Source organism: Zobellella sp. DQSA1 (assembly GCF_041950555.1).
In the GTDB taxonomy this organism is placed as follows: domain Bacteria; phylum Pseudomonadota; class Gammaproteobacteria; order Enterobacterales; family Aeromonadaceae; genus Oceanimonas.
This window is the reverse complement of sequence record NZ_CP169531.1, coordinates 1,085,042-1,097,053: the sequence shown is the minus strand read 5'-3', so window position 1 is coordinate 1,097,053 and position 12,012 is coordinate 1,085,042. Positions and strand designations below refer to the sequence as shown.

The window sequence follows — 12,012 nt, the reverse complement described above, 5'->3', positions numbered from 1 at the left end:
CTAAATTGCTGTTATCCATTGCGCTAAAGGTGGCCCCATGCGTGTACTTATGCTGTTAGCCCTGCTGTTGCTCGGCGGTTGCCAGGCCGAAGCCAGCCCACCGGCGACCCTGTTCGACTATCAGTTGCACAATCCCGCGGGAGCGCCGCTGGACCTGAGCCAGGCGGCGAAGCAACTGGCCTCGGCGGATGTGATCATGGTGGGCGAGCTGCACGGCCACCAGGGTATCCATCGCTTTCAGGCCGAACTGCTGGCCCGGCTGTTGGCCCAACCCCGCCCCCTGGCCCTGGCCATGGAACAGTTCAGCCGGGATCGCCAGCCGGTGCTCGACGCCTACCTGGAGGGAAAGCTGGGGGAAGACGCTTTTATCGAACAGGCCAGGGCCTGGCCCGGCTACCGCAGTGACTACCGGCCGCTGGTCGAACTGGCCCGCCATGCCGGCATCGATGTGCTGGCCGCCAACGCCCCCCGCCACATAGTGCGCTGCATCGGCCGGGAAGGGCCAAGCTACCTGGACCGCCTGCCCGCCAGCCACCGTGCCTGGGTGGCCGAGCGACTGACCCTGACCGACGATGGCTACAAGGCCCGCTTCATGGCCTCCCGCCACCATGGCCAGCCGCCCACCGAGTTCCAGTTCGCCGCCCAGACCAGTTGGGACGACACCATGGCCGAGAGCATCTTCAACTACCTGCAGGCCCATCCCGGCTACCGAGTGATGCTGACCGTGGGACGTTTTCATATCGGTGACGGCCTGGGTACCGCGCAGCGGCTGCAACAACGGGCACCTAGGCTGCGGCTGGCACTGCTTTACCCGGTCACCCCCGGCGAAGCCGAACCCGCGCCGCCCCTGTGGCGACTGAGGGTGGCCGAGTCCCCTGCGACCAGGCCGACGGGAGAACCGGCGCCCGCTATCGCGGCCGGAGAACCCGACTGCTGAGCCCGGGCCGGCGCGCCACCCACTTTATCTATCGCTTATTCAGATAGAGTATGACTTTTTCTCCCCATAAAAATGGGGCACATTGCCGTCCTCGATGATGTGCAGGGGAAACGATGAACGCGTATTTGTTGCTGGCCATGGCCATCGCCGCCGAGGTGGTGGCCACCACGGCGCTCAAGGCTTCGGCGGGTTTCAGCCGGCCCGGGCCCAGCCTGATCGTGGTGGCCGGCTACGGCACCGCCTTCTGGCTGCTGGGGCTGGTGATGCGTACCGTACCGGTCGGCATCGCCTATGCCATCTGGTCCGGTGCCGGCATCGTGCTGATCACCCTGTTGGCGGTACTGGTCTACCGACAAGTTCCGGATCTGCCGGCGCTGCTCGGCATGGGCCTGATTATTGCCGGGGTCGTGGTGATCCAGCTCTGGTCAAACGGCGGCGGCCACTGACTCAGGGCAGGCCCCGCGGCAACGCCTGTGCACCCGGGGCCAGTCTTCTTCCACCACCAGTGCCCGGTGCACGCCGTTCTCCTGGCGTTGCAGTCAGCCTGTGTGATAGCCGCACAGCGCCACGCTGCCGGTGCTGACAAAGAGGCGGTACCACCCAACCCGGCTCGATAGATGTGCAGGACCCCGGCTCGACGCCCCGAAGAAGTGCAATAAAAGGCCGGCGCCGGGTTCAGGCGATGGCGCGCAGGGCAGCCTCGGGTTCCAACCGGCGGCCGTCGTCGGCGGCAAACAGGTGCAGTTGCCCGGGTTCGATGGCGAGGAACAGAAACGCTCCCTCCGCCAGGGCAAGTTCTCCATCCAGCCGGGCCACCAGTTGCCGCTCCGTGCCCGGCAGCCGGCAATAGCACAGCTGCTCGCCACCCAGGGCTTCCCGCATCACCAGCTCCACCCTCAGCCCCTGTCCGGGTCCGGTCGGCCGCAGCTGCTCGGGCCGCAGGCCCAGCCTCACCTCGCCATCCGGATACTCCGCCGGCACGTCCAGTCGCTGGCCGTCTTCCAGCGTCAGCGAGCCGTTGACAATATGTGCCGGGATCACGTTCATCGCCGGCGAGCCGATAAACTGGGCCACGAACAGGCTGGCCGGGCGCCGGTACACCTCCATCGGTCGGCCTATCTGCTCCACCCGGCCCTGGTTGAGCACCACCAGCCGGTCCGCCAGGGTCATGGCCTCCACCTGATCGTGGGTGACATAGACGGCGGTGGTATCGAGACGGCGCTGCAGCCGTTTGATCTCGAGCCGCATCTGCACCCTGAGCTTGGCGTCCAGGTTGGACAGGGGCTCGTCGAACAAAAATACCCGCGGGTGGCGGACGATGGCCCGGCCCATGGCTACCCGCTGGCGCTGGCCGCCGGAGAGCTGGCGTGGCTTGCGCTCGAGCAAGTGCCCAAGCTCCAGCAGTTCCGCAGTCTCCTCCACCTTGGCGCGGATCTCCGCCCGGCTCATACCGCGGATTCTGAGCCCGTAGGCCATGTTGTCGAACACGCTCATGTGCGGGTAGAGCGCATAATTCTGGAACACCATGGCGATGTCCCGCTCGCCGGGCTCCAGCTCGTTGACCCGCTTGCCGTCGATCAGCAGTTCGCCGTCGCTGATGGACTCCAGCCCGGCAATCATCCGCAGCAGGGTAGATTTGCCGCAGCCGGAAGGTCCTACCAGCACCAGCATTTCGCCGTGATCGATGTCGATATCCAGGCCATGCACCGCCCGGTAACCGTTGGGGTAGGCCTTTTTCAGGCCCTTCAGTTGTACCTTCGCCATTACTTCTCCGATTCCACCAGGCCTTTGACAAAAAATTTCTGCATGCCGATCACCACCAGCACCGGCGGCAGCATGGCCAGCAGGCTGGCCGCCATCACCCGGTTCCAGGCGATGTCGCCGTTGTCCACCGCCAGCATGCGCGACAACCCCATGACAATGGTGTAGTGGCTGTCGTCGGTAGTGATGAGCAGCGGCCAGAGGTACTGGTTCCAGCCGTAAATAAAGGTGATCACGAACAGCGCCGCCAGGTTGGTCCGCGACAGGGGCAGCACCATATCCTTGAAAAAGCGCCAGGGGCCGGCGCCATCCATCCGCGCCGCCTCCACCAGCTCCGGCGGCAGGGTCAGGAAGAACTGGCGGAACAGGAAGGTCGCGGTGGCGCTGGCGATCAGCGGCAGGGTCAGGCCGGTCATGGAGTTCAGCAGCCCCAGATCTGCCACTATCTTGAAGGTAGGCATGATACGCACCTCCACCGGCAGCATCAGGGTGATGAAGATGAGCCAGAAGCACAGCATGCGCCCGGGAAAGCGGAAGAACACCACCGCGTAGGCCGATAGCATGGAAATAGTCAGCTTGCCCAGGGCGATCAACAGCGCCATCAGGGTGGAGTTGAACAGCATCTTCGCCACCGGTACGCCCAGTTCCCGGCTGGCCTGGCCGCCCAGCACCTCGGCGAACACCGACAGGCCCCGGTCGCCGAACCACCAGGAAGCCTGGCCGCCGATAAAACTGTGGCTGTCGTGGGTGGCGGCGGTGAACGCCAGCCACACCGGCAGTGCCACCGCCGCCACGCCCAGCACCAGCAGCAGGTGGGCACAAAAGGTCAGCCAGGGTCGATTCTCTATCATCAGTAGGCCACTCGCTTTTCTACGTATTTGAACTGGATGACGGTCAGGACCCCCACCAGCGCCATCAGCACCACCGACTGGGCGGCCGAGCTCCCCAGATCCAGGCCGACGAAGCCGTCGGCGTACACCTGATACACCAGGGTGCTGGTGCTGTTACCGGGCCCGCCCCGGGTGGTGGCGTGGATGACCCCGAAGGTGTCGAAGAAGGCGTACACCAGATTGATCACCAGCAGGAAGAAGCTGGTGGGCGACAACAGCGGAAACACGATGGTGGCGAAGCGGCGGCCAGGGCCGGCGCCGTCGATGGCCGCCGCTTCGATAAGCGATTTGGGAATGCTCTGCAACCCGGCCAGGAAAAACAGGAAGTTGTAGCTCACCTGCTTCCAGGCCGAGGCCAGGATCACCATCCACAGGGCATGGTTGCCGTTGAGCGCCGGGTTCCAGTTTATGCCCATATCCACCAGCCAGCGGCCCACCAGGCCGATGCCCGGATTGAACATGAACAGCCACAACACCCCGGCCACCGCCGGCGCCACCGCATAGGGCCAGATCAGCAGGGTCCGATAGCCGGCAGCGCCGCGTATCACCCGGTCCGCAAACACCGCCAGCAGCAGGCCGCTGAACAGGGCCAGCACCGCCACCCCCAGGCTGAAGCCCAGGGTGGTGAGTAGGGAGGTGTAATAGCGCGGGTCGCCGAACAGGGTGGTGAAGTTGTCCAGCCCGACGAATTCGGTGCTGAGGCCGAAGGCGTCTTCCCGCAGCAATGACTGCCACAGGGCCTGCCCCGCCGGCCAGAGGAAGAACACCAGGGTTACCACCAGTTGCGGCAACAACAGCAGCAGAGGAAACCAGCGCTGACGAAAATAATGACTTTCACTCATATCTACAGCCAGATCTCAGGCGGCCGATATTGGCCGCTGCATACCACAAAAGAGCCGGGAGAAAACAGCCGCGACATATCGCGGCCGCCCGGCTCAGTTCGTCCTGGCAAAGCGGTTCAACTGACCGTTGGCCCGCTCCACTATGGTGTTGAGCGCCGCTTCCGGCTGAGCCCTGCCGGCCCAGACCTTCTCCAGTTCCTCGTCCACGATATCGCGGATCTGCACGAAATTGCCCAGCCTTACCCCCTTGGAGTTCACCGTCGGCTCGGCCTGGGTCATCTGTTCGATGGCCACTTCAGTACCCGGGTTCTGTTCATAAAAACCCTGTGCCTTGGTCAGATCAAAGGCGGCGTGGGTAATGGGCAGGTAGCCGGTGAACTGGTGCCAGTCCGCCTGGATCTCGGGCGAGGCCAGGAACTCGAAGAACTCGGCCACGCCCCGGTACTCTTCCATCTTGTGCCCCTGCAACACCCAGAGGGTAGCGCCGCCGATAATGGAGTTCTGGGGGTTACCCTTGATTTCCTGCCAATGGGGCAGCTTGCTCACGCCGAATTCGAAGTCGGGGGTATTGTTTTTCACCCCGGCGTAGGAGGCGGAAGAACCCAGGAACATGGCGCATTCGCCGGAATAGAACAGGGGCAGGCTGTCGGACTGACGGCCGCCGTACTTAAACAGACCGCTTTGGCTCCACTCGGCAAGCTGGCGAATATGCTTCAGGTACTCGGGCCGGTCGACCAAGAGTTCGACCTCTGTACCGGCAAAGCCGTTGTTCTCGCTGGCGAAGGGAATGTCGTGCAGGGCAGCGAAGTTTTCCAGCTGCACCCAGGACTGCCAACTGGTGGTAAAGGCGCACTTGGCACCGGACTCCAGCAACTTGCGGCCGACGGTGTCCATCTCCTCCCAGGTGGCGGGCGGCTTAACCCCGGCCCTGGCCAGCAGATCCTGATTGTAGTAGAGCACCGGCGTGGAGCTGTTGAAAGGCATGGACAGCATGTTGCCGGCGTTGTCGGTATAGTAGCCGGTCACCGCCGACAGGTACTTGCCCTGATCGAACGCCTTGTCCGCGTCGGCCATCAGTTGATAAACAGGGTAAACGGCCCTGTCCGCCGCCATCATGGTGGCGGTGCCCACTTCGAACACCTGCACTATGTGCGGCTGCTGTTTGGCACGGAAGGCGGCGATGGCGCCGGTCATGGTCTCACCGTAACTGCCCTTGTACACGGGTTTGACTTCATAATCGGACTGGCTCTGGTTGAACTTGTCGGCAATCTCGTTGACCTTGCCGCCCAGTTCCCCGCCCATGGCGTGCCACCACTGAATTTGAGTGGCGGCATGGACCTGGGTGCTCAATAATAGGCCGGTCACGGCCAGGCTGAGGCCTTTCAACGTCATGTCTGCTCCTTGGCGAACGCGCTTGATTTAGTGCAAGAGCTCTAACCCTAGACTGCCGAGATGACGCTTGAGTGACACTCAAATGACACTTTTACTGCCACCGGGCACCTGCCCTGTCACAAATTTGTCATGATGGCGTTTTACCCTCGGCCAAGGATCCATTTAGAAGGACATTGCGATGATCTTGTGCGGACACAGAGGCGTGGCCAGCCTGGCCCCGGAAAACACCCTGGCCAGCTTGCGAAAAGCCGGGGAGCTGGGCCTCTCCTGGGTGGAAATAGACGTACAACTGACCAGGGATCAGAAGGTGGTGGTGATCCACGACGAAAAGGTCAACCGCTGCAGCGACGGCAAGGGCAAGCTGCGCAAGTACGAATGGGACGAACTGCGCAAGCTCGATGCGGGCAGCTGGTTCGACCCGGCCTTCGAGCAGGAGCGCATCCCCCGACTCAGGGATTACCTGGCCCTGGCCCGGGAGCTCGGCATCAGGGTCAACGTCGAACTCAAGGTGTACGAAAAGGACGATGCCGGCCAGCTGTGCCGCAAGGTCAGCAAGCTGATTGACAAGCACGGGTTCGACAAGGGCAACCTGTTGCTCTCCAGCTTCGATCCCGACTGCCTGCGCTATTTGCAGGTGCTGCAGCCCGTCATCCCCCGTGCCCTGCTGGTGGAACACATTCCCGACGACTGGCAAAACCGGCTGGATCAGCTCGAGTGCGCCGCCCTGCACTGCAACTACCGCTACCTGACCCGGGAGCAGGCCGAGGCGGTCAAGGCCGCCGGCTACCGGCTGCACTGTTACACCGCCAACAACCCGGACAAGGTGAAGGACTTCCCCGCCTGGGGCGTGGACATGTTGTTCACCGACAAACCCCAAGACTACCTGGAAGCGGGCTGGCCCGCCGGATAATGGCCCGACGGGGAGAAGACGCCGTCCCGCTCCCCGCCGCCCTGCGGTTTCAGGGTTTAGACCATTTATCCAGCAGGATATTGATAAAGAGATCCGCCGCCGGGGTAATGCTGGTATGGGTCCGCCTGACCACCCCGATCACCCGTTTGATCGAGGCCCCTCTCAACGGCCGGCAGGTCAGCATGGAATTGTCGTTACTCGGCATCGCCAATCGCGGTATCACCGCAATCCCCAGTCCCATTTCCACCAGCCCCAGCGACGTCGACAGGTGCTGCACCTCGTAAAACCCGTTCAGCCTGACGTTACTTTCTACCAGGGCGCTGTCCAGCAGGGTACGGTTGCCGCTGTCCTTGCTGACGGTGATGAGCTTGTGGGGCTCCATGTCCGCCCAGCCGATGTCTTCCTGCTGTGCCAGGGGATGATCCCGCCGGATACAGACCACGAAAGGATCGTCCAGCAGGTGGGTAAAGCTGACTTCCGGATACTGGGCAATCGCCATGTTGATACCGAAATCCGCGTCCCCGCGGATCACGCATTCCAGACCTTCATTGGCGCTAACGTCGAGAATCTTGATGCGAATACCGGGGTAAAGATGGTTAAATTCGCGGATCACGCCGGGTAAAAAATAGAAGGCCGCGGTCGGTATGCAGGCGATGGTGACTTTGCCCTTCTGGTGCGTGGCCATTTCCTTGATACCCAGCACCGACAGCTCGAAATCCTCCAGCATGCGGCGCGCCTTGGGCAGGAATTCCCGCCCGGCCGGGGTCAGCCAGGTCTTGCGGGTAGTGCGCTCAAACAAGGGCGTGCCCAGTATCGCCTCCAGCCGCTGCATGCGCCGGCTCAATGCCGGCTGGGACAGGTGCACGAATTCCGCCGCCTCATGGAAGTTGCCGCTCTCGGCCACCCGGATAAAGATCGCCAGGTCCTTGAATTCAATCTGGTGCATAGGCCATTAATGCATAAAACAAATCAATACGCTATTTTCTTTGCATTTGATGCAAATGTCAAAACTGTGACAACCTCCCTCCCAAGAAAGCAACTTGTGGGAAACAACAATGTCACAATCCATTTCCTGTATCATCATGCGCGGCGGTACCTCCCGGGGACCCTACCTCAAGCTCAGCGAACTGCCCGCAAACCGTGATGACTGCGCCCTGATGCTGCAGAAGATCATGGGCTCCGGCCATGAACTGCAGCTGGACGGTATCGGCGGCGGCAACAGCCTGACCAGCAAGGTCGCCATGGTAGGCATATCCAGCGATCCCGCCGCCGACGTGGATTACCTCTTTGCCCAGGTGGGCATCAAAGAGCCCAGTGTGGATTTTTCTCCCAATTGCGGCAACATGCTGGCGGGGGTGGCCCCCTTCGCCATCGAGACCGGCCTGGTGCCCGCCGGCTCCCCCGTCACCCAGGTACGGATCCGCAACCTCAATACCAACAAGATCATTCACGCCCAGGTGGCGACGCCGAACGGCAAGATCAGCTACGAAGGTGATGCCCTGATCAGCGGAGCTCCCAACCCGGCGGCGCCGATCAAGCTGACCTTTCTGGATGTACAGGGTGCCAAGACCGGCCAGCTGTTTCCCACCGGCCGGGTCACTGATACCATCGACAACATCACCGTTACCTGTATTGATGCCGCCACCCCCTGCGTATTGATCCGAGCCCGGGATTTGGGCAAGACCGGTTATGAATCCCCTGCCGAACTCGACCAGGATACGGTGCTGCTGGCCAGGATAGAACATATCCGCCGCCAGGCCGGACAACTGATGGGCATGGGCGATGTCAGCAACCAGGTGATCCCCAAGCCGGTACTGCTGGCTCCCGCCCGCCATGGCGGTGATATCCACGCCCGCTACTTCGTGCCCCACAGCTGCCACAAGGCACTGGCGGTGACCGGCAGTATCGCCATTGCCACCGCCTGTGGTATCGAAGGCTCTGTCGCCACGGGGCTGACCTCCGCTTCCGCGGCGGCCACCATCAGCATCGAGCACCCCTCGGGCATGCTGGAACTGGAAATCAACAAGAGTGGTCACGATGAGCACAGCATTACCGCCGTGTCCCTTATCCGCACGGCCCGCAAGATACTGAGTGGCACCATTTTTCTACCCTGAATAATGTGGCCATCACTCACCAGGCAATATCACCATAGGAAGGTCAATCATGAAAAAACTGAAGATGTTATTGAGTGCCACCCTGCTGGCCGGCACCTGCACCCTCTCGGCCCCCGTACTGGCACAAGCCCTGCCCTCGACCATCAACTGGACCATCCCCTTCGGGGTCGGCGGCGGCACCGACGTCTGGGCCCGCTTCATGGCGCCCCACCTGACCAAACAGCTGCCCGGCTCGCCGACCCTGGTGATCAAAAACGTGCCCGGTGGCGGCTCCATCACCGGTACCAACCTGTTCTACATGCGGGCAAGAAACAACGGCAGCGAGATGCTGGGCATTTCCGCCTCTACCCTCTATCCCTATATGCTGGGTGATTCCCGGGTTCGCTACGACTTCGACAAATGGACTCCGATCATGGCCTCCCCCACCGGCGGCGTGGTCTATATCCAGCCCGAGTTCGGTGTCACCACCGGCAAGGATCTGGGCAAGCTGGACGGTGTGACCCTGCCCTTTGCCGCCCAGGGGCCCACTCAGCTGGAGCTGCCAGTAATGCTGGCGCTCGACCTGCTCGGCCTGGATCTGCGACCGGTATTCGGCATGACCAGCCGGGGTGAAGGCCGGCTGGCGTTCGAACGGGGCGAGGCCAAGGTCGACTTCCAGACCACTTCCGCCTATATCAACTCGGTCACCGACCTGGTGAACAACAACAAAGCGGTGCCCCTGTTCTCCCTCGGCATTATCAATGACGAAGGCAAGGTGATCCGAGACCCCGCCTTCCCGGATATCCCGACCTTCGAGGAGGTCTATAAGGAATACAAGGGCGAGGAGCCAACCGGCATGCAGTACGACGCCTACCACAAGTTTTTGACCGCCGGTTTTGCCTTGCAGAAAGTGCTGCTGGTACCCAAGGACATTCCCGCCCCCATGAAACAGGAGCTGCTGCTGGCGGTAGATCGCATGGTCGAGGATGAGGCCTTCCAACGGGATGCGGTCGAGCAGATAGGTCCCTATCAGAACCTGCTCGGTGCCGTAGTGGAAGTGCATCTCAAGCAGGCGGTGAGCATGACTCCGGAGCTGCAAGCCTGGGTCAAGGACTGGCTGAAGTCCAAATTCAATGTGTCGGTGGAATAAGCCGGCCTGATCCGGCCGCAAGGAGCTAACCTCATGAACGAATTACTGGCAGCACTGGGCCAGATACTCACCGTCGTGCACCTCAGTTATCTGGTGCTGGGGGTGGTGATCGGCCTGATCATCGGGATCATTCCCGGCCTGGGCGGTATAGCGGGCATGTCCCTGCTGCTTCCCTTCCTCTATGGTATGGAGCCGTCCGTCGGTCTGGGCATGCTGATGGGACTGGTCGCGGTGGTACCTACCGGCGATACCTTTACCTCGGTGCTGATGGGCATTCCCGGCTCCAGCGCTTCCCAGGCCACGGTCATGGACGGCTTTCCCCTCGCCAAGCAGGGCCAGGCGGCCCGCGCCCTCTCCGCCGCCTTCACCTCCTCGCTGATCGGCGGGGTGGCGGGGGCCATCATCCTCAGCGGCTTCATCATAGTGGCACGGCCACTGGTGCTGTCGTTTTCCTCGGCGGAGCTGTTCATGCTCACCCTGCTGGGGCTGAGCGTGGTCGCCGCCCTCTCCGGCGGCAACCTGTTCAAGGGACTGGCCGCCTGTGGCGTCGGCCTGTTGGTCGGCACCATAGGCGCGGCCCCGGCCACCGGGGAATTCCGCATGACCCTGGGCATCGACTATCTGTACGACGGCATTCCCCTGGTGGTGGTGGGACTGGGCATCTTCGCCCTGCCCGAAATCATCGAGCTGCTGATCCGCAACAAGTCCATTTCCGGCAAGGGCAATACCCTCGGCAGCGGCTGGGGGCAGGGCGTCAAGGACGTCTTCAGAAACCTGCCGCTGGTGGGCAAGTGCTCGGTGTTCGGCAGCCTGGTCGGGGCCATCCCCGGCCTGGCCGGCTCGGTGGTGGACTGGATGACCTACGGCTTCGCCATGCAATCGAGCAAGGACAAGTCCAACTTCGGCAAGGGGGACATACGTGGCGTGATCGCCCCCGAGTCCGCCAACAACGCCTGCGCCAGCGGCAGCATGATCCCCACGCTGCTGTTCGGGGTGCCCGGTTCGGGCACGGCGGCGGTGTTCCTCGGCGGCATGCTGCTGCTCGGCATCCAGCCCGGGATTTCCATGGTGGGCTCAAACCTGAGCCTGACCTACACCATTGTCTGGTCCCTGGCCCTGGCCAATATCCTCGGTGCCCTGCTCTGCCTGGGGCTGGCTTCGCCGGTGGCCATGCTCACCCGGATCCCGTTTTCGCGCATGGCCCCGGTGCTGCTCACCCTGATCCTGTTCGCCGCCTACCAGGCCACCCAGAGCCTGGGTGACTTCGTGGTACTGGCCGTCATCGCCACCCTGGGGATCTTGCTGAAGAGCGCCAACTGGTCTCGCCCGGCTTTTCTGATCGGCTTTGTGCTGGCGGCCGGTGCCGAGAACTACTTCTTCCAGAGCATCCAGTTCTACGGTTACGGCTGGATGCAGCGGCCCGGAGTGCTGATCATCGCCACCTTGATCCTGCTGAGCATCGTCGTGCCCTTGATCCGCAAGCGTTTGGCTGCCAAGGCGCAGCCACAGGAAGACTCGCTGGAACAGCCAGCCCGCACGCCGCTGAACTGGCTGGACGGCGCCATTATTGCGCTGCTGCTTATCGCCTGCGCTATCGCCCTGTTCGATGTGTGGGGGCGTTCAGAGTTGACCCGGGCCTTCCCGCTGTTCGCTATCCTGCTCACCGCCGGATCCGCCCTGGCGCTGGTCTTCGGCTCGCGTCGACGTAAAGCCGAACCCGGCACCGGCAGTCAGAAAGTAGGCCGGGAACTGCTCTATATCAGCCTGTTCCTCGGTATTGCCCTGCTCTATTTCACCCTGGGCTTTATCAGCACCTCTGTGGTCTTCACCCTGCTGTTCCTGCGCCTGTTCACCGGCTCCCGCTGGCGACTGTCGGGCACGGTGGCGGCGGGCCAGCTGCTGTTTCTGGTGGGCATCGGCAAGGCCATGAGCATCGACTACCCCGCCGGCCTGCTGGACCCCTACCTGCTGAGCCTGATCAACCTGTAACCCTGGCGGGGCTCCCGAGTCCCGCCTTATTCAACAAAAGGACCTCAT

11 protein-coding genes are annotated in these 12,012 nt (G+C 62.5%); 6 read left to right on the top strand and 5 right to left on the bottom strand.

Annotation, left to right across the window (positions count from 1 at the left end):
* Positions 1 to 37: 37 nt before the first annotated feature.
* On the top strand, positions 38 to 937 hold the full coding sequence (locus ACEVBK_RS05295) for a ChaN family lipoprotein (RefSeq protein ID WP_375057551.1): 900 nt from the start codon (positions 38 to 40) through the stop codon (positions 935 to 937).
* 113 nt (positions 938 to 1,050) lie between these two features.
* Entirely contained in the window at positions 1,051 to 1,383 is a 333-nt protein-coding gene (locus ACEVBK_RS05290; protein WP_375057550.1) for a DMT family transporter, read from the top strand.
* Between the two features lie 229 nt (positions 1,384 to 1,612).
* On the opposite strand, the gene ugpC is transcribed toward ACEVBK_RS05290, so the two are convergent.
* The 4 genes from ugpC to ugpB form a co-directional block, all read right to left on the bottom strand.
* On the bottom strand, positions 1,613 to 2,701 hold the full coding sequence (gene ugpC, locus ACEVBK_RS05285) for a sn-glycerol-3-phosphate ABC transporter ATP-binding protein UgpC (RefSeq protein WP_375057549.1): 1,089 nt from the start codon (positions 2,699 to 2,701) through the stop codon (positions 1,613 to 1,615).
* Positions 2,701 to 3,549 (bottom strand): sn-glycerol-3-phosphate ABC transporter permease UgpE, encoded by an 849-nt coding sequence (gene ugpE / locus ACEVBK_RS05280; RefSeq protein WP_375057548.1) that lies wholly within the window; start codon positions 3,547 to 3,549, stop codon positions 2,701 to 2,703. Before ugpE ends, ugpC begins: the two co-directional genes overlap by 1 nt.
* Positions 3,549 to 4,430 (bottom strand): sn-glycerol-3-phosphate ABC transporter permease UgpA, encoded by an 882-nt coding sequence (gene ugpA / locus ACEVBK_RS05275; RefSeq protein ID WP_375057547.1) that lies wholly within the window; start codon positions 4,428 to 4,430, stop codon positions 3,549 to 3,551. Before ugpA ends, ugpE begins: the two co-directional genes overlap by 1 nt.
* A 93-nt stretch (positions 4,431 to 4,523) precedes the next feature.
* The gene (gene ugpB / locus ACEVBK_RS05270) at positions 4,524 to 5,822 is read right to left on the bottom strand and encodes a sn-glycerol-3-phosphate ABC transporter substrate-binding protein UgpB (protein WP_375057546.1); all 1,299 of its coding nucleotides are present in this window, start codon (positions 5,820 to 5,822) and stop codon (positions 4,524 to 4,526) included.
* 178 nt (positions 5,823 to 6,000) lie between these two features.
* On the opposite strand from ugpB, the gene ACEVBK_RS05265 reads away from it, so the two are divergent.
* Entirely contained in the window at positions 6,001 to 6,732 is a 732-nt protein-coding gene (locus ACEVBK_RS05265; RefSeq protein WP_375057545.1) for a glycerophosphoryl diester phosphodiesterase, read from the top strand.
* Between the two features lie 49 nt (positions 6,733 to 6,781).
* On the opposite strand, the gene ACEVBK_RS05260 is transcribed toward ACEVBK_RS05265, so the two are convergent.
* Complete coding sequence (locus ACEVBK_RS05260) at positions 6,782 to 7,678, bottom strand: LysR family transcriptional regulator (protein ID WP_375057544.1); 897 nt, start codon at positions 7,676 to 7,678, stop codon at positions 6,782 to 6,784.
* Positions 7,679 to 7,787: 109 nt separating this feature from the next.
* Here ACEVBK_RS05260 and ACEVBK_RS05255 point away from each other — a divergent pair, with 109 nt between their 5' ends.
* Genes ACEVBK_RS05255 through ACEVBK_RS05245 form a run of 3 tightly spaced genes read left to right on the top strand, consistent with a single transcriptional unit; the run spans position 7,788 to position 11,964 of the window.
* On the top strand, positions 7,788 to 8,846 hold the full coding sequence (locus ACEVBK_RS05255) for a 4-oxalomesaconate tautomerase (RefSeq protein WP_375057543.1): 1,059 nt from the start codon (positions 7,788 to 7,790) through the stop codon (positions 8,844 to 8,846).
* Positions 8,847 to 8,895: 49 nt separating this feature from the next.
* A complete protein-coding gene (locus ACEVBK_RS05250) occupies positions 8,896 to 9,975 on the top strand; it encodes a hypothetical protein (RefSeq protein WP_375057542.1) in 1,080 nt (359 codons plus the stop codon).
* 33 nt (positions 9,976 to 10,008) lie between these two features.
* Positions 10,009 to 11,964 carry a tripartite tricarboxylate transporter permease gene (locus ACEVBK_RS05245; protein ID WP_375057541.1) on the top strand — a complete coding sequence of 652 codons (1,956 nt, stop codon included), beginning with the start codon at positions 10,009 to 10,011 and terminating at the stop codon, positions 11,962 to 11,964.
* Positions 11,965 to 12,012: the final 48 nt, after the last annotated feature.